The sequence below is a fragment of the Bradyrhizobium sp. WU425 genome, from assembly GCF_021052305.1.
GTDB classification, from domain to species: Bacteria; Pseudomonadota; Alphaproteobacteria; order Rhizobiales; family Xanthobacteraceae; genus Bradyrhizobium; species Bradyrhizobium canariense_D.
Genome location: NZ_CP088089.1, coordinates 794,976 through 817,940 on the forward strand (window position 1 = coordinate 794,976; position 22,965 = coordinate 817,940).

Annotated in this window: 22 protein-coding genes and 1 pseudogene; 14 read left to right on the top strand and 9 right to left on the bottom strand. The window is 62.6% G+C overall.

Annotation, left to right across the window (positions count from 1 at the left end; translation table 11 throughout):
- Nucleotides 1-485: 485 nt before the first annotated feature.
- Nucleotides 486-1,121, bottom strand: a complete 636-nt coding sequence (locus BcanWU425_RS03740; protein ID WP_204512712.1) for a LabA-like NYN domain-containing protein — start codon at nt 1,119-1,121, stop codon at nt 486-488.
- Nucleotides 1,122-2,359: 1,238 nt separating this feature from the next.
- Here BcanWU425_RS03740 and BcanWU425_RS03745 point away from each other — a divergent pair.
- From BcanWU425_RS03745 to BcanWU425_RS03805, 13 genes are all read left to right on the top strand, one after another.
- The gene (locus BcanWU425_RS03745) at nt 2,360-2,560 is read left to right on the top strand and encodes a hypothetical protein (RefSeq protein ID WP_204512711.1); all 201 of its coding nucleotides are present in this window, start codon (nt 2,360-2,362) and stop codon (nt 2,558-2,560) included.
- Between the two features lie 16 nt (nt 2,561-2,576).
- Complete coding sequence (locus BcanWU425_RS03750; protein ID WP_204512710.1) at nt 2,577-2,999, top strand: hypothetical protein; 423 nt, start codon at nt 2,577-2,579, stop codon at nt 2,997-2,999.
- Between the two features lie 457 nt (nt 3,000-3,456).
- Nucleotides 3,457-4,197, top strand: a complete 741-nt coding sequence (locus BcanWU425_RS03755; protein ID WP_204512709.1) for a FadR/GntR family transcriptional regulator — start codon at nt 3,457-3,459, stop codon at nt 4,195-4,197.
- Between the two features lie 31 nt (nt 4,198-4,228).
- Nucleotides 4,229-5,128 carry an NAD(P)-dependent oxidoreductase gene (locus tag BcanWU425_RS03760; protein ID WP_204512708.1) on the top strand — a complete coding sequence of 300 codons (900 nt, stop codon included), beginning with the start codon at nt 4,229-4,231 and terminating at the stop codon, nt 5,126-5,128.
- A gap of 10 nt (nt 5,129-5,138) precedes the next feature.
- Nucleotides 5,139-5,822 (top strand): amino acid ABC transporter permease, encoded by a 684-nt coding sequence (locus BcanWU425_RS03765; RefSeq protein WP_231189845.1) that lies wholly within the window; start codon nt 5,139-5,141, stop codon nt 5,820-5,822.
- A 7-nt stretch (nt 5,823-5,829) separates the two neighbouring features.
- A complete protein-coding gene (locus tag BcanWU425_RS03770) occupies nt 5,830-6,498 on the top strand; it encodes an amino acid ABC transporter permease (protein WP_204512706.1) in 669 nt (222 codons plus the stop codon).
- A gap of 2 nt (nt 6,499-6,500) precedes the next feature.
- Nucleotides 6,501-7,259, top strand: a complete 759-nt coding sequence (locus tag BcanWU425_RS03775; RefSeq protein ID WP_204512705.1) for an amino acid ABC transporter ATP-binding protein — start codon at nt 6,501-6,503, stop codon at nt 7,257-7,259.
- A gap of 16 nt (nt 7,260-7,275) precedes the next feature.
- The gene (locus tag BcanWU425_RS03780; RefSeq protein WP_204512704.1) at nt 7,276-8,070 is read left to right on the top strand and encodes a transporter substrate-binding domain-containing protein; all 795 of its coding nucleotides are present in this window, start codon (nt 7,276-7,278) and stop codon (nt 8,068-8,070) included.
- Nucleotides 8,071-8,137: 67 nt separating this feature from the next.
- Nucleotides 8,138-8,584 (top strand): ribose 5-phosphate isomerase B, encoded by a 447-nt coding sequence (rpiB, locus tag BcanWU425_RS03785; RefSeq protein WP_204512703.1) that lies wholly within the window; start codon nt 8,138-8,140, stop codon nt 8,582-8,584.
- A gap of 13 nt (nt 8,585-8,597) precedes the next feature.
- Entirely contained in the window at nt 8,598-9,518 is a 921-nt protein-coding gene (locus tag BcanWU425_RS03790) for a ribokinase (protein WP_231189847.1), read from the top strand.
- Nucleotides 9,519-10,771: 1,253 nt separating this feature from the next.
- Entirely contained in the window at nt 10,772-12,001 is a 1,230-nt protein-coding gene (locus tag BcanWU425_RS03795) for an ABC transporter substrate-binding protein (protein WP_231189850.1), read from the top strand.
- 157 nt (nt 12,002-12,158) lie between these two features.
- Entirely contained in the window at nt 12,159-12,452 is a 294-nt protein-coding gene (locus BcanWU425_RS03800; protein ID WP_204512700.1) for a hypothetical protein, read from the top strand.
- 457 nt (nt 12,453-12,909) lie between these two features.
- Nucleotides 12,910-13,128 (top strand): hypothetical protein, encoded by a 219-nt coding sequence (locus tag BcanWU425_RS03805; protein ID WP_204512698.1) that lies wholly within the window; start codon nt 12,910-12,912, stop codon nt 13,126-13,128.
- 557 nt (nt 13,129-13,685) lie between these two features.
- Here the strand turns inward: BcanWU425_RS03805 and BcanWU425_RS03810 are convergent.
- From BcanWU425_RS03810 to BcanWU425_RS03840, 7 genes are all read right to left on the bottom strand, one after another.
- A complete protein-coding gene (locus tag BcanWU425_RS03810) occupies nt 13,686-15,032 on the bottom strand; it encodes a cytochrome P450 (RefSeq protein WP_231189852.1) in 1,347 nt (448 codons plus the stop codon).
- Nucleotides 15,033-15,085: 53 nt separating this feature from the next.
- Nucleotides 15,086-15,319, bottom strand: a complete 234-nt coding sequence (locus BcanWU425_RS03815; protein WP_204512696.1) for a hypothetical protein — start codon at nt 15,317-15,319, stop codon at nt 15,086-15,088.
- A 740-nt stretch (nt 15,320-16,059) separates the two neighbouring features.
- Nucleotides 16,060-18,294 (bottom strand): ATP-binding protein, encoded by a 2,235-nt coding sequence (locus tag BcanWU425_RS03820; RefSeq protein ID WP_231189854.1) that lies wholly within the window; start codon nt 18,292-18,294, stop codon nt 16,060-16,062.
- A 93-nt stretch (nt 18,295-18,387) separates the two neighbouring features.
- The gene (locus BcanWU425_RS03825; RefSeq protein ID WP_204512694.1) at nt 18,388-19,155 is read right to left on the bottom strand and encodes a metallophosphoesterase; all 768 of its coding nucleotides are present in this window, start codon (nt 19,153-19,155) and stop codon (nt 18,388-18,390) included.
- On the bottom strand, nt 19,152-19,604 hold the full coding sequence (locus BcanWU425_RS03830; protein ID WP_204512693.1) for a hypothetical protein: 453 nt from the start codon (nt 19,602-19,604) through the stop codon (nt 19,152-19,154). Before BcanWU425_RS03830 ends, BcanWU425_RS03825 begins: the two co-directional genes overlap by 4 nt.
- 168 nt (nt 19,605-19,772) lie before the next feature.
- Entirely contained in the window at nt 19,773-20,345 is a 573-nt protein-coding gene (locus BcanWU425_RS03835; protein WP_204512692.1) for a hypothetical protein, read from the bottom strand.
- On the bottom strand, nt 20,345-20,671 hold the full coding sequence (locus BcanWU425_RS03840) for an HNH endonuclease (protein WP_204512691.1): 327 nt from the start codon (nt 20,669-20,671) through the stop codon (nt 20,345-20,347). The genes BcanWU425_RS03835 and BcanWU425_RS03840 overlap by 1 nt, the downstream gene beginning before the upstream one ends.
- Nucleotides 20,672-20,984: 313 nt before the next feature.
- Here BcanWU425_RS03840 and istB point away from each other — a divergent pair.
- Nucleotides 20,985-21,707: pseudogene (gene istB, locus BcanWU425_RS03845) on the top strand (IS21-like element helper ATPase IstB); the annotation flags it as partial.
- Nucleotides 21,708-22,573: 866 nt separating this feature from the next.
- Here the strand turns inward: istB and BcanWU425_RS03850 are convergent.
- Nucleotides 22,574-22,771 (bottom strand): hypothetical protein, encoded by a 198-nt coding sequence (locus BcanWU425_RS03850; protein WP_231189856.1) that lies wholly within the window; start codon nt 22,769-22,771, stop codon nt 22,574-22,576.
- Between the last annotated feature and the right edge of the window lie 194 nt (nt 22,772-22,965).

Consider the following 22,965-nt stretch of genomic DNA (forward strand, 5'->3'; position numbering starts at 1 on the left):
GACCCGAAAACCGAACTGGCGGATTGGGGGACTTGGGGCCGCGACGCTCGCTTCAGGATTGTCTGCCGATTTCCTCGACGCCTCGCCTTGGTACGCCGCCTTCGACTCCGGCGGAATGTGAGCCGTCGGTCTTGCAAGAAAAACCCGCCGGCCTGGGCGTCGGCGGGTCATCTCTATTCCAGTGCGGTCGCTCTTGACCGCGATCTTTCCTAGCGGAACGATCTTAACATCGCATTTCTCGTGGGAGAGGTGTCTGGGGCCGGCGTCCTCCGACACGTCTCCTTGCTCTTGCGCGCGCTTAGGAGGGTGGCTCTGTACCGCGGGGCTTGTCCGGCTGATTTTCCTTCACGTTTCATCGCGGAGGGGAGCTACCGGCTGCGGACTCCCACAGCGTCTCGAAGTGGCCGCGAGTGTTACGTCGCTGGCCTCGTCGGGCGCGCAATGCGATGCGACGCGTGACGTAATCGACTTCGCGGGTGCACAGGCTAGTCGTCGCTCGGCCCGGCGCCGGGGTCGCGCGTGACGGCGATCGAATCGCCGCGCCCTGAGCCGCCGCGCCTGGCCGGGGCGCCGTTCTGGCGCATCTCGCCGCGCTCGGAGGGATCTCTGCCGACCGTGGACTGCAGCTCGGCCAAGTCGGTGAAGACGTGGGCTTGGCGGCGGAGTTCGTCGGCGATCATCGGTGGCCGGCTGGCCATGGTGGAGACCGCCGTGACCCGGACGCCGCGGCGCTGCACGGCCTCAACCAGCGAGCGGAAGTCGCCGTCACCGGAAAACAGCACCATCTGGTCGAGCTGTCCGGCGAGCTCCATCGCGTGGACCGCAAGCTCGATGTCCATGTTGCCCTTGACCTTGCGGCGGCCGCCGGCGTCGACGAACTCCTTGGTCGGCTTGGTGACGACGGTGTAGCCGTTGTAGTCGAGCCAGTCGACCAGCGGGCGGATCGACGAATACTCCTGCTCCTCGATCACGGCCGTGTAGTAGTAGGCGCGAACCAGGACGCCGCGGCCCTCGAACGCCTTCAGCAGGCGCTTGTAGTCGATGTCGAATCCCAAGGTCCTTGCGGTGGCGTGGAGATTGGCGCCATCGATGAAGAGCGCGATCCTGCTCGGTGCGGACATTTGGACGCTGCCGGAAATCGATGTCCAGGACGGAAACAGGAGCTTCCATCCGGACCCCAGGTCAGTGAGGCAAAAAGCTTAGGTAAGGTCGGGTCGCAGGGTCTCGCTTCTGCTCACCCGCATTCTACGGCGGAATCCGAGCTCCGACACGTCGGAGGCTACGCGCAATGTTTCCCGCCTCAAAGCATTTTTCTTTCGACGAAGGACTATTCCCCGATCGCCGTGAGCAAGTTGGGAGCCCCAGGAGTTGAACCTGCGGCAGCATGAGTCAGACAAAGGACAATGGGGAAGTCCCCCTGGCGGGTTGGCGGTGCGATGCGATTCGCTGTTTTCGAAACCCACCTGAGAAAGCGCGGCCGCACGTGGTGGTGGTTCTTGTGCACGGCCGACGGCCGGCGGCTTAGGCACGGGACGGAAGGCAAGCGCTCTACAGCCAGATATCGGGCCAATCGGGCACTGTTCGAGGCGCTGCTGTTCGCGGTGCCTTTGTCGGAGAGTACCCCCGACAGGGGCCGGTCCAGCCGGCGGCCCAGCCGCTCGGCCAGGTGACACCGCAGCCTGCGCGGCCTACGCGCTCTTCGCGCTTCGCCAGGGGCGTCTGCCCCGACATGACCAGCCGATTGCGCCTGTGCGCAGGGCGCCCCGACGGCTGCCGCGACAGGACAGTTCATGGTCGTGGGTCGGAAGCTACCGCCACCAACGCCGATCAAGGCGAACTGGCGAAGGAACTCAGCCTGTCCAGCAGGTCCAATTCGCGCAGCGCTTGGCGCGCTCGCCGGTCTCGGCGCGGCCGTGCGCACCCCGCGATCGGAGCACAGTGCGAGCTCCTCGCACGACAGACTGGCGGTGATGCAGTCGTGGCCGGACCAGGCGACGCCCGAGCGGAATCGGAAAGGCCGCAGCCCACCTGGAGCCGCGGCCCACTTCTAATCACTTCTGAAAAAGAGTAGCTGCTGAAATGCTCCTGCTCGATAGTTCCCCTTCTAAGCACAAGCGAGCCGAAACTTGGATTCCGGGATCCTACGGCCAAGGCCGCCTGGCGGTCTTGCGGCTTCTGCCGAAAGCGACCTGCGCGGTCAACGAAGGCAGGCGACGGATGGGACGGCGCATCGTCGCGGCCGAATGCTGCCGAGCCGCACTCTCCCTCTTGCCAAGCGTTGGCTGGAAGGTAAGAATTCGCGGGATTTCACAGCACTCTTGATTTGACGTCGTGAGCCAATTTTCCGATGGGGTCTCCCATGTTCGATCCTGCTACGACCGCGCTTTTGCGCTCGGTCCTCGATGAAGTCTGCGAAAGTGTCTCGCACCGCGAGATCGGTGCACGTACTCACGTCGCATCGAAAATCCTGGAAGCTGCGACTAAAGGCGAGGTCTCTCCGGAAGGGCTCAGGCAGGTTGGGCGCAACGCCCTTTCGCGCGCGCCGACGATGTGGCGCTGATTGATCCGGAGGGGGCGTGAACTTCCAGGTGACGGTCCTCAAGATCCTGGTGAGCTATCCGGACGGTTTCGCCGTCATGGAGGACCTCAAACGCGACATGGCGATCCTAGCGACCAGTGGCCCGGAATGGGCGGATCGGACCAAGCGCCTCGCCGCCCGGGTGCCGGACCTCGACATCTTTTCGCACAGGCTGGTCGAACGCATCGGCGGCGGGTGGAAGATCACGTCCAAAGGACGAGCGGTGCTCGAGCTCATGGAAGCCCGCCCTGCTGCGCCCGAACCGATCCAGGCGCCTTTGGTCGAGGAAGCTCCCGCTGCGATAGTCGCCGCGCCACAGGTTGCTCCGCTGCGGCAGCCCGCTGACCGGGCCAAGCGGCGGCGCGAACGCCGCGAACGCCGGCGCGAGGCGCGCGAACGAGCGAGAGCGAACGTCTCCTAGCGAGAACGAACGTCTCCTAAAGTGTCCTACAGAGCCGGCAAGGCACGAGACGGGAGCCGAACCCGCGCCCTGTCGATAGGCGCGACCGCTCCGCCGGCCCTGAGCACGTTCAGCACCTGCACTTGTATGGAGGGGCTTTCCGGCGGACGTCCTTTCAGTGGAAAGACGCTGCCATCGAGGTTACGGGCGACGCGGCCCGCCGCTGTCACGTGGCCTTGCCTCGATGCCGCGGAGCAACGGCCATCGAAAGAGTTTGGATGAACGCTCCCCGGTCTCAGCCGTCCAGCACAGTCGCAAGGAGGCGCTGTTTCCAAGACGCAGGCCTGATCGGGGGCCGCGCGCTATACGGCGCCAGCTAAACCGGAATCCCACGGATAATGGCCCCACATCAAAAAAGTTGACGAGGTGAGCCTGTCGTCATACTGGTCTGACCAAGATCAGACCAAACGAGATCGGGATGGAGCTCAAGCGCGCGTCGGAAGGCGAAAAAGGGTTTGAGAAGGTGTTTGCCTTCCTGCGCGAACGCCTGCTCGCGGGCTCGCTCAGGCCGGGCGACCGCCTGGTCTCGGAACGCGAACTCGCCGCCCTGCTCGGCGTTAGCCGGCCGATTGTCCGCGAGGCGCTGCGTGCCCTGATGGTGCTGGGCATCGTCGAGATCCGCGACCGCATCGGTACTGTGGTGACCCGGCCGGACGTTTCGGTACTGAACGACTTCTTCACCTTCGCCCTCGCTCACCAGGCGGACATGCTTGACGACGTCATGCAGGCGCGCGTCGCCATCGAATGCCAGGCGATCCGCCTCGCCTGCGAGCGCGCCAACATTGCCGATTTCGAACGGCTGCAGCGTGCATTGGCGAAAATTGGGGACACCATCGACGAGCCCGACGCCGGCGGCATGGCCGACTTCGAATTCCATCGTACCATCGTCGTGGCCGCGCATTCGGAGACGTTGACCGTACTGCACGGGTCGCTGGCGGGTCTGCTGACGCATTCGCATCGCAGCCGCCGCATGCAGGTGCAGGCCTTCCCGTCGATGAAGACGTACCTCATCGACGACCACCGGCGCATCTTCGACGCGATCATCGCGCGCGACCCTGAGCGAGCGGATGCGACGCTGCGCAAGCATTTTGCCATTGGCGACGAATACCGCAGGAGGGCCGTCGTCGGCGACATCGACAAGACCAGCGCCTCACGCTGATCGCGGACTAACCAAGAAACGGACGAATGACATGGGACGGAACGATAAGGGCAGCGTCGGCTTCATCGGCATCGGGACGATGGGCCTCGAGATGGTGCGCAACCTTCTGAAGGCGGGGCACGCGGTGCACGCGTTCGATCTCAACGAGGTCGCCGTAGCCGATATCGTCAAGGAAGGCGCGACCCGGGCCAAGAACCCGGCCGATGCTGCGCAAGGCGCCGACATCGTCGTCACCATGCTGCCCGACACGCCCCATGTCGAGGCGACTGTTTACGGCGAGCACGGGCTGCTGAAGTCGCCGCCACCCGGCAAGCTGATCGTCGACATGAGCACGATCTCGCCGGTCGCGGTCCGCCGCATCCATGCCGACCTGCAACAAATTGGCGTCAGCTTCATCGACGCGCCGGTCTCGGGTGGCCCGGTGGGCGCCAAGAACGCCGCCCTCTCGATCATGGCCGGCGGCGATGCGAAAGCCTTCGCGCAGGCCGAGCCGATCTTCCGCGCGATGGGCACCACCATCACGCATGTCGGCGCGTCCGGCGCCGGGCAGACCGTCAAACTCTGCAATCAGCTGATCTGCGGCATCAACATCCAGGCCATCTGCGAGGCCCTCGCGCTCGGGCGCGCTTCCGGCCTCGATCTTAATTTGCTGCGCCGGGTGCTGCTCGGAGGCTCCGCAGCCTCCTGGATGCTCGACAAGCTTGGCCCCGCGATGATCGCGGGTGACGTTTCCGCCGGCTTCCGGATCGATCTGCAGCTCAAGGACCTTCGGCTGGTGCAGGAGCACGCGCAGGCGCTGAGCGTGCCGCTGCCGGGCACGGCGCTCGTCACCAGCCAATATGTGGACGCGCGCGCGCATGGCGAAGGCAACAACGGCAACCAGGCGCTATTCCGCGTCTATGACCGCATGACCAACCAGACCACCGGCTGAACCTGACACAATGAGCGTGCAACTCGACTTCCCCGCAGTGCTGGAGCGTTGGCCGAGCTTTCTCGCCGGCGCCGCGCTGACGCTGGAGTTGGCGGTTTTCGCGACCGTGCTCGGCGCCCTGTTCGGCACGCTTGCAGCCGTCGGCCGCGGCTCGCACAGCGCGCTGATCGCCGGCGCCTGCAAGGTCTACGTCGAATCGATCCGCAACACGCCCCTGCTGGTGCAGATCTTCCTGGTCTATTTCGGCCTCGCCAGCCTGGGACTGAAACTCTCGGCCTTTACCGTGGCGGTAGCCGCGCTGACCATCAATGTCGGCGCCTATACCGCCGAGATCATGCGCGCCGGATTCGAGGCGATTCCACGCGGACAAATCGAGGCCGCCGAAGGGCTGGCGCTGTCACGCCTCCAGATCTACTGGCACATCATCCTGCTGCCGGCGATCGAGAAGGTCTATCCGGCGCTGACCAGCCAGTTCGTGCTGTTGATGCTGGCCTCTTCGGTCTGCTCGCAGATCTCGGCCGAAGAGCTCACCGCCGTCGCCAACTACATCCAATCGGACACCTATCGCGCATTCGAGACCTACATCATTGTCGCCGTGCTCTACATCATCCTGTCGCTGGTGATGCGAGCGGGCTTCTGGGGCCTCGGCCTCGTGCTGTTCCCGCGCCGTCGCCGGCTCGGCACACCGTTGTGATATGACCATGGGCGGACATCTCAACATTAACCATTTGATGTTCCTCGGCCAGGGCGCGCTGTGGACCATTGGTCTATCCGTGATCGCGCTGATCGGCGGCAGCATCGTGGGCTTCGTGATTGCGCTGGCACGCATCTCGCCGCTCAAATCGGTGCGGATCGCCAGCGGCGTCTATGTCCAGCTCATCCAGGGCACACCGCTGCTGGTCATCCTTTTCCTGGGCTACTTCGGCCTCGCCGCAATCGGCCTCAAGGTCTCCTCGCTCACGGCCGCCGGCGCCTCGCTGACACTCTATGTCGCCGCTTATCTCGGCGAGATCTGGCGTGGCTGCATTGAGTCCGTGCCGAAGCCGCAATGGGAGGCTGCCGAAGGCCTGGCGCTGAGCCGGACTCAGCGCATGATGAAGGTGATCCTGCCGCAGGCGATCCGCATCGCGACGCCGCCCACCGTCGGCTTCATGGTGCAGATCATCAAGAACACCTCGCTCGCTTCCGTCGTCGGCTTTGTCGAGCTGATGCGCTCGGGCCAGATCGTCAACAACTCGCTTTTTGAGCCTTTCGTCATCTACGCCATCATCGCCGTCGCCTATTTCACCATGTGCTATCCCCTGTCGTTGTTCAGCCAGAAGCTGGAACGTCGCATGGGGCGTGGCAAGTTTCACCTTGCACCGGCCTGAACATGCAGCAGAACGCCTCCGCCTCCGAACCGATTGTGTTGCTCCGCGACGTGCAGAAGAGCTTTGGCTCGCTGCGGGTGCTCGATGGTGTCAGTTTTGCCGTCGAGCGCGGCGAGGTGCTGGCGCTGATCGGCCGCTCCGGCTCCGGCAAGAGCACGGCGCTGCGCTGCATCGACCGCTTCGAGAAAGTCGACGGCGGCGAGATCGTCGTCTGCGGACATCGGGTTGACCGTCCCGACGTCGACCTGCGCGCGCTGCGCCAGGACGTCGGCATCGTGTTCCAGAGCTACAATTTGTTTCCGCATCTCACGATCGAGCAGAACATCACGCTGGCGCCCTGTGCCGTGAAGGGCATGACAGCGTCGCAGGCCAAAGACCTTGCGCGAAAAGTGCTGGCGCAGGTCGGGCTCGAGGAGAAGCTTCACGCCTACCCGGAGCAGCTTTCCGGGGGCCAGCAGCAGCGCGCCGCAATCGCCCGCTCGCTCGCCATGCAGCCGAAAGTGATGCTGTTCGACGAGGTCACGTCCGCGCTCGATCCGGAGCTCACCGGCGAAGTGCTGAAGGTAATCGAGCAGCTGGCGGCTGATGGCATGACCATGGTGATGGTCACCCACGAGATGGGCTTTGCCAAAGGCATCGCCGACCGGATCGTCTTCATGCATCGCGGCAAGGTTCACGAAACCGGACCTGCCTCGATCCTGACGTCGCCGACGACACCCGAACTCACGCAATTCGTGGGCACGGGAAACTTAAAATCATAACAGGGAGGAACTAGGAATGACCAACAAGACATTGCTGGGAGCTGCCGCCGCGCTGTGTGGCCTCGTCATGATGGCGGCGACGCCGGCATCGGCCGACTTGCTCGACGATATCACGCAGGCCAAGAAGATCCGCATCTCGACCGACCTCGCCATCCCGCCTTCGGGCATGATGGACTCGAGCATGAAGCCGACCGGCTCCGACGTCGAAGTCGCGCAGCTGCTCGCCAAGGACTGGGGACTCGAGCTCGAGTTCATCCAGACCACGGGGGCAACCCGTATCCCGAACGTCCTGACCGGCAAGGCCGACATCATCATTTCGACGCTCTCGGTGACGCCGGATCGCGCCAAGGTGATCGATTTCACCAAGCGTTATGCGACATTGCAATCCGACGTTGGCTGCCTCAAATCGTCGACGGTCAAGGACTGGCCCGACCTCAAGGACAAGTCGATCGGCGTCTCGCGCGGTACCACGCAGGACACGACCCTATCCAACATGAAGGACAAGGACCTCAAGATATCCCGTTACGATGATGACGCCACCATGGTGACGGCGGCCGTGTCCGGTCAGGTCGACTGCGTCGCCTCGTCCGCGACCATCATCAACCAGATCGGCGTGAAGAACCCCTCGCGCGTGTTCGAGTCACGGATACCGTTGGCGACCTTCGACCTCGCCATCGGACTGAAGAAGGGTGAGCCGCGCCTGATGGACAAGCTCAACGCCTGGATCACCGAGAACGTCAAGAACGGCAAGCTCAATGCGATCTACAAAAAATTCCACGGTGTCGAGCTGCCGCCGGATATGCGTAGCTAAGACCGGAAACAATCGTGGCAGCCGCACGCGGCTGCCACGACCCATGCAAAATCAAGAAGGGCATCACATGCGTCTCGTCATCGGATCCGACCACGCCGGCTGGCCGCTCAAGCAAACCGTCATCGACCACATCCGCAGCCTCGGGCATGACGTCGTCGATGTCGGCTCCTATGACGACAAGCCGGTGGATTTCCCCGACATCGCCCGCGCCGTGGCTCGGAAGGTGACCTCGGGCGAAGCCGCGCGTGGCATCATGGTCTGCGGCACCGGCGTCGGCGCCTCGATTGCCGCCAACAAGATGAAGGGCATTCGGGCCGCGGTCTGCCATGACATCCATTCAGCCCATCAGAGCGTTGAGCATGACGACGTCAACGTGATGTGCATCGGCGCGCAGATCGTCGGCGCGTGGCTTGCCGTCGATCTCGTCTCGTCCTATCTCTCCGCCGAGTTCTCCACCGACGAGGATTTCCGCCGCCGCGTCGAGAAACTGCGAGTCATGGACGAGCAAGGGTGACGGTTTCTCCGCCATGATCCTAGTGTTCGGATCGCTTAACATCGATCTGGTCGCCCATGTCCCGGTCATTCCGGGCCCCGGCCGCACCGTGCTCGCGCCCTCTTATCGGACCCATTTCGGCGGCAAGGGCGCCAATCAAGCCGTGGCTGCCGCGCGCATTGCCAGGCCAGGACGCGTCCGAATGGCGGGCCGTGTCGGACGCGACGAATTCGGCGACAGAGCGGTAGAGAATCTCCGAGCAAACGGCGTCGATTCGGATCTCGTCGTCAGATCGGACCAGCCGACCGGCTGTGCCTTCATCACGGTCGATCAGACTGGTGAGAATGCAATCACGGTGGCAAGCGGCGCCAACATGACCGCGAGCGCCGATGACCTCCCCATCGCACTATTCAGCCGTGACACAATCCTGGTGCTTCAGATGGAAGTGCCTTTCGCGGAAGCGCTGGAGGCCGCACGCAGGACGAAATCCGCCTCCGGTACCGTCATCTGGAATCTCGCACCGGTGCCGGAGTTGATGAGCCGCGAGATGGTGGTCGAGCTTCTCTCCGTGACCGATTATCTCCTCGTCAACGAGCATGAGGCTCTGGATGCCGCCAGGGCCATCGGCTTCGCCCTGCCGCCCGACTACGACGCCGCAGCCGCCGAACTTGCCAAGGCCGGCAACCTTAACTGCATCGTAACCGCTGGGGCGCAAGGCGCAATCGGCTTCACCGCCGATGGCAACCGTCTTCGCGCGCCTGCTCCCTGCATCACCCCCATCGATACCACAGGAGCCGGCGATGCCTTCGTAGGCGCGTTCGCGTCTATGGTAAGTGAGATAGTGCCGTTGCAAAAGTCTTTGGAAATTGGGTGCGAGGCTGCCGCTTTGAAGTGCCTTAACGAGGGCGCGCAGGACGGAATGCCGGTCAGAGGTGCGGTAAAGTCGATCGCCTGAATATCAGAGATCAATCAGGCACGATGGTTGGCGACAGGTTTCCTGGCTTGCGGGTGATCGCGTTCGCGGACGAGAGCACCTGTCGTTTGACGCCGGTTGAACAAGGGCCGTTCAACCCGACCAAGCGGACCCTCTCCGGAGGGACATGGCCGATTTCGTTCCGATCGATTCAGAAAGGTGCGCGTCATGACATCCGCCAAGCTTGTGATCGACAACTTTCACCTTGACGTTGGCAGGCAGGTCGTGGCCTGCATCTCGGCGCCGGTGGCGCTCATTGGCAGAAAACAAGCGTTCAGGCCCGGGCGATCGCAGTGGCTCGCCGGAAAGCATTGCTCGAATTGAAAGTGGCCCGTCATCAGCGAAGACCGAAAAACGCGTTGGAGCGGCTAAACGCGCCGCCGAATCGTATCGATGCTGTAGCCTTTGCGCCAGGAAAAGGCATCCGCACCTTCTTGCATACGGGCTGGTTCCTGGGCACGCATCCAGATAACGATACTGCGCTCTGTTACCGCTTGGCCCGGACCATGCCAGCTTTGCTTGCGCGGCAGAATTAACCAAAAAATCAAGTCGCCTTAATCCGGGCCAAATGTCATCTAGGCTCGGCGCCTCGGTGTGGGGCATCGCTGTGATCAAGGTCATCGTAGTTGGATTAGTTTGTGTTGGTGGGGCCGGAGCTATTGCTGCGGCCACCTCCAAGTCTGCTCCGGTGCCGACACCTTCAATTGCCTATCCTGCTGTAACCGGCAACAAGGCTGATCGGCTATCGCTGATCAGCCTCCAAGGCATTCAGCCGACGGTGGAGCAGGTTGCCCTCGCTTACACGCCACCTTCCGAGCCGAGACTACCAGCTCAGCCTCAGCCAAAAGAAGTAGCTAAGGCGAGCGCGCCGGGGTTCACTCCTCGCCACTGGCACGATCCTAATGACACCCGAGTCACCGCCAGGAAGCCAAAGGCGGAGTCTACAAAAAGCACCTCCCGAAACGTCTCCGCCACCAAGTTGGCTGATGCGCAAGACTGCCGGGCAGATGGCGTAAGCTCAATTTTGCGCAAGCTCAACTTGCAGCGCGCCTGCTCCCGCTAATTCCTGCGGAAGGAATTGTGCGCTGCGTCCAAGGTTGGATTTCTGACTGCTGAAGTGAAATGGCAGGCAGGTTTCGTTGCTGCCGCAGACGCTTATCATGCATACTCACTGATGCGCGGCTGAACAGCTCACCAGAATGGCTGAAACAGTTTGTGCTTCAAGGAGGACAACGATGCGTGGTTCTTACGTCAACTTTGTCTATTCGACTGCAATCACAGCGGTGCTTGTCGCGGCGATCTCGTCAAGTGCAAGTGCTCAAAAGAAATACGATCCCGGTGCGACGGACACCGAAATCAAGGTCGGCAACATCATGCCGTACTCTGGTCCCGCGTCCGCATATGCAACGATCGGAAAGACCGAAGCGGCCTACTTCAACAAGATTAACTCCGAAGGTGGCATCAACGGCCGCAAGATCAACTTCGTCTCCTATGATGATACGTACAGCCCGCCAAAGACCGTCGAGCAAGCCCGCAAGCTGGTAGAGAGCGATGAAGTGCTGCTGATCTTCAACCCGTTGGGTACGCCTGGCAACACCGCAATCCAGAAGTACATGAACTCCAAAAAGGTGCCCCAACTTTTCGTCTCCACGGGAGCAGCCAAATGGAACGACCCGAAGAACTTTCCGTGGACTATGGGATGGCAGCCCAGCTACCAGGTCGAAGCTCGCATCTACGGCAAGTACATCCTGCAGAATTACCCGGGCAAGACCGTCGGTATACTTTATCAGAACGACGACTTTGGCAAAGATTACGTCACGGGTTTGAAGGATGGCCTCGGTGAACAAGCGAGCAAGCTTATCGTTGTTGAGGCAGCGTATGAGACGAGCTCGCCTACCGTCGATTCTCAGGTGGTGCAAATCAAGGGAGCAAACCCGGACATCTTCGTCAATATTGCAACCCCCAAGTTTGCCGCTCAGGCGATCAAGAAAGTTGCCGAGCTGGGCTGGCATCCCGTTCAGTTCTTGACCAACGTCTCTGGTTCTATAGGCGGAGTCATCAAACCTGCGGGCTTTGATGCCAGCCAGGGCATCCTGTCTACCGCATACCTCAAGGACCCAAAGGATTCAGAGTGGAAGAACGACGCATCGATGAACGAGTGGCGATCTTTCATGACGAAGTGGTACCCTGAAGGTGATCTCGACGACTCTGCGACTGTCTTTGGCTACGGTGTGGCTAAGGGCCTGGAGCAAGTCCTCCGTCAGTGCGGTGACACGCTGACCCGTGAGAATGTAATGAAGCAGGCGGCCAACCTCGATTTTGAGATTGGAATTTACATTACGGGCACACGCATCAAAACAGGCCCTGACGATTTCGCCCCGATCGAGCAGCTCCAGATGATGCGATTTAAGGGAGAAAGCTGGGAGAGGTTCGGGCCGATCATGAGCGGTGCGCGAGGTTCCTGATCACACTCCAAGGCCGCTCCGCCTGCCGATCGAACACGCAAGCGGAGCGGCCGGACCTCAAAAGCATCTCCGAGGGAATCATCGGCCGAACAGCCGAGATGTCGAGTGCTGTCACAATTGACGGACAGTCAGCTCACCAGAAAGCAAAGAAACAGAAATGATGCAGTCTGAAATAGAAACCGAGCTGCGCGCACTGCGTTCGGAGCTGGATGCTCACGCTGCTGGAACCAAGGCTCGGGACATCGAATGGCGTCGGCTTGGGCTGATTGCCAAAGCCAGCAGCATACTATCCTCTTTGACCGGGCTGGGGTTCATCATCACCAACTTGCTGAGAACGTCGCCTAACACTAATTTCCACGACCAGCTCGTTATGATGTCCATCTTTTTTATCTTGTTGGCCGTTCCCCTAATGATTATCGGCCAGGCGCTGCATAGGCCGGCCCGATCCTGACCACCGGGAGAGTTGGCCGGTCGTGAAGATACAAGAACTCGGTGAGCTCCCATTGTAACGGCACAGACACGCAATAGTGCGGTCTGACTTGGGACCACGAACATGACAGGCTTTCGCACAGGGCTCTTCGCTATCGCAGCTGCGGCCGTAATCGTTTCGACCGTAGGCTCGGTCTCTACTGCAAGTGCAGGACCATATGATTGGATGAGCAACAAACCCTATGTTGCCTGCGTGCAACAGGCTTACAGCCACGGCCAGGTAATTACGCAGCTCTACGGTCATACGGCCGGTGTGATCGCCTGCAACCGCGATCGTCGCGCTTGCAACAGGGCGAATGGTTACCCGGATGCCTGATATTGTTCAGGAGTGAGCCGATTGATTCGCAATCGGCTCACCACACGTTCCGAACGTGCCCCGACCTGAATACTTCTATTCGCGCAAAAGTGGAATATCTCAGATGCGCTGGTTTCTTTTGAATGTTATTGGCATGTCGGTCGGCTTAGGAACGCTGCTCATTACGGTGTTTGATAACTGGATGAGGGGTTACAGCATCTTCTGGTGGGTTATGCTGGCGCTTCTCTCGATGTTCTCGATCCTAATCAACGCACTCATGTTGGTGGTGCGGGTTAAGCGGTCCAGCGCAATAGCTACACCTGCGGCGGTTCAAGAGAGTTAGCTGGATCCACGAGCTTTTGTTTTCAGGAAGGCCGCAGTTCGAAGTCTCACAGGAAAAGTGCGCGCTACTAGCGTTGATGGCCTAATCCGATACCAAGCTTCAATGCTTTCTGGCGCAAGGAACCTACGGACCTCTTCGTCAGCTTTGAAATCCTAGTCACGGGCGTTCTTGCTTTCGAATGAGCCCGCAACTCCTTCACGTCTTCCTTGGTGTATTCCCGCCTGACTGTCTTCTTTGGTTTTTTGGCCATGTCGATTCCTATTAACTGGAGTGGCGTTCTATCATGATTGGCTTGATCAGCAACCTGATTGCGCCGAGCAGCTGGTCACTTCCGCCCTCGGCACTCTGCATTCGACCATCGCATTTCTATTCGCTGCCGTTGGAGTACGGTTAGCTAATAAAGCGCCGTCAGCCTCCGGTGGAGGCCGCCTTCCCGGATCGGGTTCGAGCGTGAGATGATTTGCTCATTAAGTCGCAAGCAAATGAGCAAACGTGACGAGGGTTACGGTTCTGCCGGTCCAGAGCGGCGACGGAGTGCGCTCCTCGTCGACTCTACATCACGGACACTTCCGGAGGCGCATAGGTAGGGCGTTCGTTGGCCTTAACGTGATCCCCTGCAGCGGCCAGACCTTGGTGTCCGGCAGAAGGTCCAGATCGAAGCGTCGCATAAGCACCGCCAACACGATCGTCGCCTCCTGCAGCGCAAAGGATGATCCGATGCAGGTGCGGGGACCTGCGCCGAAAGGCAGGTAGGCGAAACGAGGCACTTCGCTTCTTGCCGGTGGCAGGAAGCGCGACGGGTCAAACATATCCCCGCGGTCCCATAGGCGCTCGTGCCGATGCAGCACGTAGGGTGCGATAACGATCAGGGACCGGGCGCCGACCTCATGAGATCCCAGATTGTCCGGCCGTTCGGACATTCGGCTGAGCGCGGCGATCGGCGGATAGAGCCGCAGCGCCTCTTCCACGACCGCCCGCGTCACCAGGAGCCGATCGGCCAGCCCGGCCGTCGGGCCGCTCAATTCGCGCACCGCTTCCTCTCGAACGCGTGTCCGCCACGCAGGCGCCTGCGAGAGCAGAAAGATCGACCACGCCAGCGAATTGGCCGTCGTCTCATGGCCGGCGGAGAGGAACGTGAGGATGTTCGACCTCACCTCGGCGAGGCTCATCGGCTGTCCCGTCGAAGGATCGAGCGCGCGGAGCAGCAGTGTCAGGATGTCGTTCGGATCGTCCTTGCCGGCCGAGCAGGCAAGTCGACGGCGCCGCGCTTCGATGATCTCGTCGATTACGCGCTCGAAGTAGCTCATTGTCCGGCGCAGCCTCGCCCGCCCCGGGCGCGGCACGAATTCCGGAACGCCGAATAGATCGAGCGCGCCGATGCGTCCGATGACCCCGAAATAGGCGTTCATGGCTAGGCGAAATTCTTCAAAGTCTCCGCCTATCCCATCGGAGAAGATGGTCAGGGCCAGGACCTTGAGCGTGAGCAACGTCATCTCGGCGGCAGCGTCGACCACGGTACCGTAACCGAGGCGGCTCCATTTGTCCGCGAGCTCGTGAGCCGCGGTTAGCACCGCCTCGCTAAAGGAGGCGACGGTCCGCTTTGCGAATAGCGGTGCCAAAGTCCGGCGCTGCACCTCCCAGCGGCTTCCTTCCACGCTCAATAGGCCGTCGGCGAGACCGGAGGATAGGATGCGGCGCTGGATCGGGTCCTTGCGATAATTGTCCGCGTTGTCGAGAAGAACGCGCTTGATCGCGGCCGGGTCGTGAACCAGAAATGCCCGGGCTAAGGGCAGTCTGATCTTCGCGATCGGTTCACGGAAGAACTCGGCGCTCCAGCATTCGAGAGGGTTCCTTCTCAGGGTCTGGATAATCTCGATCAGCCCGAGCCGCGTCGGCGGCGGCACGGGAGCCGGCGGTCGATATTCAGTACCGGTCTGACTGCCCGGACGATGGTCCATCAGTACGATGAACAGACCCTGACCGTCGTCATGCCGGTGTCCGCTTCCGCGCGTGTCCTGTAGACGTTGTCAGACGGGCTGACGACGGTCATGGAGGTATCGGTCGGCTTCTTGTCGATGATCGTGCACCTCTTCGTCTTCACATCCTGAGCGATGTAGAATTCGTTGGCCGCTAGGGCCGGAGCGACGAAAGCTAAAACGAGACCTGCGGCAGCAAACGGCCTGAGCTTCATATCTTCCTCCTTGCGAACGCCGGCGATTAGGCCGGCAAGGAACAACAAGAACGGCAATTTGTTCCTAAACCGGAACACTCCGGGCAGGCCCGCAGTCCAGATCGAGCCGCCGTACAGGACCCGCCTCGTCGTCCCCCGCACGCGAAAATCTGCTGAGCTCGGCTTCAAACTCGCCGTCTGGGCGGCTTTCCTCGCGGGTCGCTCCATCTCACCCTGAAAACATCCGCTGCATCACGCGGTCTCGGTAAACGAAGATGTGCGCCAGCGCGGCAGCCAGGTGGATCCCTATCAGAGCCAGCGTTCGACGCTCGCAGCCAGCCGCAGCACCTCGGATTCCGAGTAGCCGGCGATGGGCGCGACCGCCACGACCTTCGGCTTACACTCGGTGAGGGTGCCCGTCTTTGTCGACGACCAGCGTGTCGATGCGCTCCATGGATCTCGGGAGTGTCAAGGCCTGCTACGATCGGGCGGCCTCGCTTCCGGCGTGGTTGGCCTACCGGCTTGGGATCCACGTTCAGAGCGGCGTGTACCAGCACCACGATTGGCCCGGCAGGGATTGTCCGCGCGTGTTACGACACCAGGAGAACGGCTGGGGCGAATTTCTTACCAGTGCAACGCCAGCACAGAAATCTTAGGCCGGCCGACGCGCCTTGATCATAGGACCCGCCGACGGCCACCATCATGCCGGAGACGGTGCCGTGGCCTGAGCCGCGGCTTCGTCAGAGCGATTGTCCCGGCATTCACGGTGCGTTACGCAAGCAGGCGACGCGAGATCCCGTAAGGATGTGGGCCACTTCGGCGCCGTCGATGCGCCCGTTCTCGTAGAGCTTGCGCGCCGTCGCCTCAAGCGCCTCGCGGTGGCCTTCGAGCAGCGCGCGGCTGGCTGCCGCCGCCGCCGCGAGCTCGTCCGCGACCTCCTTGCGGATCTCCGCGAAATGGAGGAACTCTCGCGCGTTGCGCTTCGAACCGAGGTAGAGCAACCGCGACCGGCCCGTCAGACCGAGCGATCCGATCATTGCGGCTGCCAGCGCCGTCGCCGCCTCCAGGTCCGAGCCGGCCTCTCCGCCGGCGCCGTGCGAAACGTTGCCCAGGAGCATCTCCTCGCCTTCGCGCCCGGCGAGTATGACCTCCAGACGTCGACGATAGTCTTCAGGCGTGCCCTTGAAATTACTGATGTCGGTCCGGAAGCTGATGCCGCCGCGCCGCCCCGCCATGGTGACGGAGGCGAACACGTCTTTCGATCCGAAGTGGAGCACATCCGTAAGGATGTGGCCGGCCTCGTGCGCGCAGGTCCTCCAGAGCTCCTCGTCGGAGCGCCCGTCGGCGCCGCCCAAGACCTTGCTCAGGTCGTCAACGGTGATCGGGCGCCCCCCATCCTGGCGTGCCGCCCGATAGGCGTCCTTGACGACGCGCTCGACGTCGGCGCCGACCATGCCGAGCGCCGACTCGGCGAGACGCCTGATGTCCTGGTCCAGCAGATCGTGCTTCAGCCTCACGCGGAACATGCGTTCGAGCTCGTCGAGGTCGGGCAGGCCGATGTTGACGATCTTCTCCAATCGGCCGGCGCGAAGCAGCGCCGGATCGCAGCGCCGGACGTCGTTGCTGGCTCCGATCACGACGACGCCCTCGCGTCCCTTGATTCCGTCGATCTCCGCCAGAAGCGCGTTCACGACTTCCACGACATAGTCCCGATGAGCGTGAGTGAGTTCGGCCCGCACCGGGAACGAATCGACCTCGTCGATGAAGATGCAGGAGGGCGCCTTCGCGCGCGCCTCCTCGAAGTCCCTGCGCATGGCACGCAGCAGATGGCCGAGGTGCCCGTCGCCGGACGACTGCCATTGCGCCAACGTCGCCGACACGATGTGCAAGCCTGCCTCGCGCGCGAAGGCGCCGGCGAAGGTGGTCTTGCCACAGCCGGGTGGGCCATTCAGGGCGACGGCCGACCCCACCGCCGACCAGTGAATCGAGCCGGCCTTCCAGGCCTTGATGTCGGCGATAGCCGATTCGGCCCAAGTACGGGCCTCGCCCAAGCCATGGAGATCGCGGAGGCGCAGATCGCCGCCCTGCGGTTGCGCTGTCCTGGTGGCGATCTGGCGCCGCAGCTCCTGGATACAATCCGCCGGCGTGCGGTCGAAGCGGACGGCGATCGCGAGATCGGTCGGGGTGACGCGCTCCACCAGTTCCGGTTCGAGCTCATCTCGGAGTCGGCGGCCGGTCACGATCCTGATCGTGCTCGCGATGGTCGAGGCGTCGAGCGCCGGAAATTCGACGCGCTCGGTCGCCGCGGCGATCAGGACCGCGGGCAAGTGGGTGTTCGCCATCGGCGAGATCGCCACCAATGGCAGCGCGAGAGCGAGAGCGCCGAACGCAGCCTTCTCGATGCTGGTCTTGGAGGAGCCTTTCGGCGGCTCCTTCACGACGACGTAGAGCGCGTCGAGCTGCTCGCGCCGGCGGTGCCGGTCGCCGTCGATCGCGAGCAGCCGGTCCGGATCCATCGACAGGGCCTGGTGCCAGACCGAGCAGACGTACTGCATGATATGCGGGTCGGGGACGTCGACGACCACCACGGGCGCGCGCGACCGCATTGCCTGGAACAGGCCGGGGGTCTGGTCGAACAAGCGCGCGAAATTCAGCGCAGCCGCGACGCGGAGCGGGTCGACGGCATGCGCGCCGGGGTAGGCCGGACGCAGGCTGCGGGGAGGGGTGGGCCGATCATCCTCCTCGAGCTGCGCTTCCGCGGCCGCTGCGCGCAACGAAGCGAAGCCCACCCTCGGTGCGGTCGCTGCGGCCCGCACCGCCCTTTCGGCGGCGGCCCGCTCGGTACGGAGCCGGAAGCGGACGGAATCCCGCCACCCGCGCCGATAATACCCGAGCTCGAAAGGCCCCATGCTGGACAACGAGCCGACTTGGGGCGGATCGCCGCCGCCGGAGACAGTGATGGTATGGCAGCTCGGAGTCGTGATGGACGTCGTCATGTTCATGGTCTCGTCTCTGGGTTTTTCGTCTCAGTCGGCAGCTAGGGCGGATGCACCTTTCCGAACGCAATTCTGGCGATGAGCTGGCGCAGATCAGGCATCGGGCACCTCCAGGACGAACGTGGGATCGAACGCGACGCCCTCGTCGGCGTAGCCGCGGGGGTTGCTGATGAAGCGGGTGCGGCCGCGCCGGAAATCCATCCGACGGTGCGTGTGCCCGGTGACGACGTAGTCGGGGCCGAACTGGTCCAGAAAGCTCAGCTCGGACGTGTAGGCCGCTGAGATCAGGGAGCGCTCGTGCGGGGGGGCGACGGCCTCGAATGTCATTCCGTGGTGGGCCAGCAGCATCGTCGGCCCGGAGTGCTGGTTGGCGAGCTCGGCTTCGAAGAAGCGCCTGGAGTCGTTGTGCAGCGACAGCGCCTCCTCCGGCCTGAACCGGCGCCACGGGTCGCTGGACCACTTGATCTTCTTGTGGTCACGCATCTGGTCGCCGGCGGCGCGCATCGCGGCGGTGCGCAATGTCGGGCCGAACAGCATGTAGTCGGTCCAGAGCGTGGCACCGAGGACGCGCAAGGAGCCGAACCGGGCCACGCCGTTCTCGAGCAGGTGGACGCCGATTTCACGTGCCCGGGCGCGGCCCGCCGCCAACTCGGCCCCGAGCGCGGTGCCGTAGTATTCGTGGTTGCCGGCCACCATGACCACCTGAACCGGATCGGGGAACGCGCGGCGCAGGGCATCGATCGCCTTGACCAACCCTTCGCAGGTGTCGCCGGCCACGGCCACGACGTCGACGCCGTCGGCCAGGGGCGGCACGCCGCGGCTCGGGTCGAGGTGCAGATCGGACATGATCTGGAGCCTCACGACACACCTCCCTTCCGCGGCTTGGCGCGCTTGATCGCCATGGCGAAGGTACGCACCAGCCAGCTCGTCGCCAGGCGCGCTTCGCGCTTGCTGGTCGGGAAGAACCGGCGCATGCAGTGCGACATCGTCAGGCACGCGGCCGCATCGCCTTCCGCTGCGCAGGCCGCCAGCGCCGTCATGACCAGGTCGAGACCGTTGATCGTCACGCGCTGCGGATCCAGCCGCAGCGCGAGGCCGACGGCGGCCGCGCCGTCGCCGCCCGCAGCGGCGCGCCACGTCGGCACCTCCAGGATGGCGATGGTCGACAGCGTCCGGCGGAGCTGTTGCGCGGTGGATTCGTCGAAGGCTTCCGCCGGCTTCGTGCGCCACCAGGTGACGCCCGGTGCCGCCTGCGGCCTGCCCTCCCGATCGGCACGCGAGCTGCGTGCCGCCGTGTTCTTCTTCGTCATGCTCGCTCTCCTCTCAGGCAATGCTCCGCCCTCCGCGGAGAAGCTCCACGTGCGAACTCTGCCTATTTGCTTGAATGCTGGGAGACGCCGGCGCCTAGCCGGTCGCCTCCCCCCTAACCACACCGGACCACGCCCTAACTCACCGGACCACAGCCCACCACAAACCCTCTATTCCAGGCGCTCGACTGAGAAGGTGCCGTTCTCGGGCACCCAGTCTCCGAGACCGCGCAGCACGCCGCCGATCGAGAACACCTCGAGCACCTGATCCAGATCGAGCACTGTCGGAAGGAAGCGGGCGACGAACTCGATGCGCCAGCTATCGAAGCAGGGGCGTGTGCGCATGGTCTTGTTCGAGCCCACCCTGACCGCCGCGCGGAAGGCGTACTTGCCGCTGGCCCAGAGTTCGTCCACGTCCCGGGGACCGTCGTAGATCAGCGGCGCGTCCTCCTCGACGACGAGACCGGCGGAGGCGAGCTGGCCCCGGCGCACGGTCTTGGCGGCCCGCCGGAAGACCGCCATGAGCGCCTCCGACGGGATGCAAGGCACCCCACCGCTCAGCCACAGGCCGCCGTACCATTCGGTCTTCGCGATCATGCGGTGGTCAGCTTCCGTCTTCGGCCGCTTGGAGGTGAGCCTCGCGAGGTCCCGCGAGATCGGATCCAGCGGGTCGGCGAGCCTGCCGGAGTGCATCAGCAGGCGCTTCGTGCCGGTGATGCCGAGCTTGATGCTCTCCGTATTCATCACGCCACCTTGCCGGTTGCGGACGCCCAACAGCGCGGATCGCGGAGCCGGACGACGTCGGCGCGCTTGGGCTCGATCTCGGCGTACTGGCGGGCGCGCAGGAAGTTCGTCACTTCGCGATGGCATTCGTGGCAGAGCGCCGTCAGGTCCTCGGCACGCTCATCACCGAGGTTCGCGTAGGTGCGGTGATGGACTTCGAGGGGATCGTCCGGCGTCGCCTCCTTCGGGCAGAGCCGGCACTGATGACCCGACGCTTGCAGTTCACCCAGTCGCGCGGCGCCGTGGCGCCACTTCGAGCTGGTGATGTGCTTCCGGTAGAAGTTCACGGTCGCTCCTTCGTTCTAAGGGATAAATCACATTGTGATATGTCACATATTACCGACGGTCCCGCAATAGGCTTCGCTCAATCGACGTGGATTCCGGATGCTATGGTTAACGTTTGGTGAAGAATGCTTCGCGGTCGGACTGTGCCGAAGTGCTCAGTCACAGCGTCCATTCCGCCGCGCTGTCGTTCTCAACATTCTGGCCCGTCAACGTGAACCCGCCCACCGGCCAACATCATGACGCCGGCCGCACTGACGCTCCATCATGCACCGACCGCCGATGTGCGCGCTAAGACGACCTCCGGACGACCATCTGATGGAACGAACCCAAATGTTCGACCTCATGGGCGAACTCAAGCTCTACGGCACGAAGGTTGCCTTCGACGAGATCACGGCGACTGCAGTCAAGCGCCAGCACGAAGCTCAGCGCATTGTCGGCGACCTGCTCAACGCCGAGATCAACGAGAGGCAAGCCAGGTCGATCAAATACCAGCTCACCCATTGCCAAGCTGCCGCTCGCCAAGGACATCGCTGACTTCCAGTTCGACGGCACGCGGATCAATCAGACTCTCGTCAATGCTCTCGCTGGCGGCGGTTTCATCGCCCAACAACGCAACGTCGTGCTGGTTGGCGGCACCGGCACGGGCAAACCCCACTTGGCCATTGCCATCGCCAGAAGCTGCATCAGATCCGGTGCCCGCGGCCTCTTCTTCAACGTAGTCGACCTCGGCAATGGTCTCGAGACCGAGACCAGCAATGGACGGCAAGGTCGGCTCGCCGAGCATCTGACCCGGATGGACTTCATCGTGCTGGATGAACTCGGCTACTTGCCCTTCTTCGCCCAGTCCGGGGCCAGCTTCTCTTCCAACCTCGTCAGCTCTATGAGCGCGCCTCCGTCATCGTAACCACCAATCTCGCATTCGGCGAATGGCCAACCGTGTTCGGCGAGGCCAAGATGACGACCGCGCTGCTCGACCGGTTGACTCATCACTGCGACATCGTCGAGACCGGCAACGATAGCTGGCGGTTCAAAAGCCGAGACGACGATCACGCCACCCGCGCTCGTCTCGCCTCCGCTATCCCGGCCAGCTCCAACGAGACGAGCGCTACCAGCCACCCCGCCGCGCAAAAGGGACAAAATTGGACGCCGATGATGAGTCAAATTTGCAAGCCGATTGGTAGGCTGAAGCAAAACACCACTTCCAGGCTGGAAGGCGAAGACGAACTGTACGTCAAGAACAAGCGAAGGCGCGACGCCCTCAAGGCGATAAGGGACGTCTTCGAACGAAAAGGAATCGAGTTCATCTTTTCCACCGATACGTCGGGTGAGGGTGTGCGCAAGAGGAGTCCGAGCTAAAGCGAAGATTCGGCCTTTCGCGATGTCTACCGCGCAGGAGCAGCGTACGAATTCAAACCCATCCCGTCGAGTCGACCGTAGTCCTGAGATCTGATTCACAGGGCTGACCAATGCGACGTTCCGCGCTCATGGAGCTGCAACAATCTGCAACAAGAAAGTAGGTAGCCGGTTCACCTCATCGGGACGCGACCCTCAGCATGCGCGCGGAATGCATGATCGGCACCATCCATGCAGTTCGTCCTGAACCCGGTAATGTACCCTCACGCTCCTTGATGCCCCAGTCTTACACGGGACGAGAGCCACCTTACCGTACTTCTGGACATTCGGTACGCAGGCGTCCGCGAGCGGCAATCGCGGCCGTTTCGCCCGATCAGGACGTTGAGATCGGCAACGAGCAAAACCGCCTCGCAAAAACGAGCAGCCCGGGAAGCCGTCGACCGCACGACAAGCGAGGCCATCGCAGCGAACGTACCGAACGATTTGTCGTACTCCGGGCAAGATGGCTGCGCAGCACGATGAAGGGGGGTGCGGGGTAGAATTACTGACGGTCAAGTCCGGTCAGGAGAGCCGCGGACCGTGCTGCCATTCTCGCCTGTCGGCGATAGGCAGCAGCGCGCCTCACGCTTAAACTCGTCCATTTCCTTCGCGAGATCGTTCAAAAGCTGATGTTGCTCATCGTGACTGATCGCACCGCTTGCCAATTTGCGATAGCGATCGCGGTTCGACTGGCTGAAGAATTTCAACATTCCTGCTGCCGGCCTCCGCAACCCGATACTTCTGTGCGATCTGCTCATCGCAATCTTGCTCCACCGATCGAGGGATCTCGCGCGAACGCTGTCACCATATCGCGTTATGTATCCGCTGAAAGCTCAGAGCACACAAACGAATTGTGTTGACGTTTCAATGCAACGCGATTGCAGGGTTGTGCGGTGGACTGTCG

Excerpts from the sequence above, each read along its gene's own strand:
- BcanWU425_RS03745 (WP_204512711.1), top strand. The coding sequence starts at position 2,360 with ATGTTCGATCCTGCTACGACCGCGCTTTTGCGCTCGGTCCTCGATGAA.
- BcanWU425_RS03830 (WP_204512693.1), bottom strand. The coding sequence starts at position 19,604 with ATGACGAAGAAGAACACGGCGGCACGCAGCTCGCGTGCCGATCGGGAG.
- BcanWU425_RS03780 (WP_204512704.1), top strand. The coding sequence starts at position 7,276 with ATGACCAACAAGACATTGCTGGGAGCTGCCGCCGCGCTGTGTGGCCTC.
- BcanWU425_RS03760 (WP_204512708.1), top strand. The coding sequence starts at position 4,229 with ATGGGACGGAACGATAAGGGCAGCGTCGGCTTCATCGGCATCGGGACG.
- BcanWU425_RS03770 (WP_204512706.1), top strand. The coding sequence starts at position 5,830 with ATGGGCGGACATCTCAACATTAACCATTTGATGTTCCTCGGCCAGGGC.
- BcanWU425_RS03765 (WP_231189845.1), top strand. The coding sequence starts at position 5,139 with ATGAGCGTGCAACTCGACTTCCCCGCAGTGCTGGAGCGTTGGCCGAGC.
- BcanWU425_RS03800 (WP_204512700.1), top strand. The coding sequence starts at position 12,159 with ATGATGCAGTCTGAAATAGAAACCGAGCTGCGCGCACTGCGTTCGGAG.
- BcanWU425_RS03755 (WP_204512709.1), top strand. The coding sequence starts at position 3,457 with ATGGAGCTCAAGCGCGCGTCGGAAGGCGAAAAAGGGTTTGAGAAGGTG.
- BcanWU425_RS03805 (WP_204512698.1), top strand. The coding sequence starts at position 12,910 with ATGCGCTGGTTTCTTTTGAATGTTATTGGCATGTCGGTCGGCTTAGGA.
- BcanWU425_RS03795 (WP_231189850.1), top strand. The coding sequence starts at position 10,772 with ATGCGTGGTTCTTACGTCAACTTTGTCTATTCGACTGCAATCACAGCG.
- BcanWU425_RS03740 (WP_204512712.1), bottom strand. The coding sequence starts at position 1,121 with ATGTCCGCACCGAGCAGGATCGCGCTCTTCATCGATGGCGCCAATCTC.
- BcanWU425_RS03820 (WP_231189854.1), bottom strand. The coding sequence starts at position 18,294 with ATGACGACGTCCATCACGACTCCGAGCTGCCATACCATCACTGTCTCC.
- BcanWU425_RS03815 (WP_204512696.1), bottom strand. The coding sequence starts at position 15,319 with ATGAAGCTCAGGCCGTTTGCTGCCGCAGGTCTCGTTTTAGCTTTCGTC.
- rpiB (WP_204512703.1), top strand. The coding sequence starts at position 8,138 with ATGCGTCTCGTCATCGGATCCGACCACGCCGGCTGGCCGCTCAAGCAA.
- BcanWU425_RS03835 (WP_204512692.1), bottom strand. The coding sequence starts at position 20,345 with ATGAATACGGAGAGCATCAAGCTCGGCATCACCGGCACGAAGCGCCTG.
- BcanWU425_RS03850 (WP_231189856.1), bottom strand. The coding sequence starts at position 22,771 with ATGTTGAAATTCTTCAGCCAGTCGAACCGCGATCGCTATCGCAAATTG.
- BcanWU425_RS03775 (WP_204512705.1), top strand. The coding sequence starts at position 6,501 with ATGCAGCAGAACGCCTCCGCCTCCGAACCGATTGTGTTGCTCCGCGAC.
- BcanWU425_RS03790 (WP_231189847.1), top strand. The coding sequence starts at position 8,598 with ATGATCCTAGTGTTCGGATCGCTTAACATCGATCTGGTCGCCCATGTC.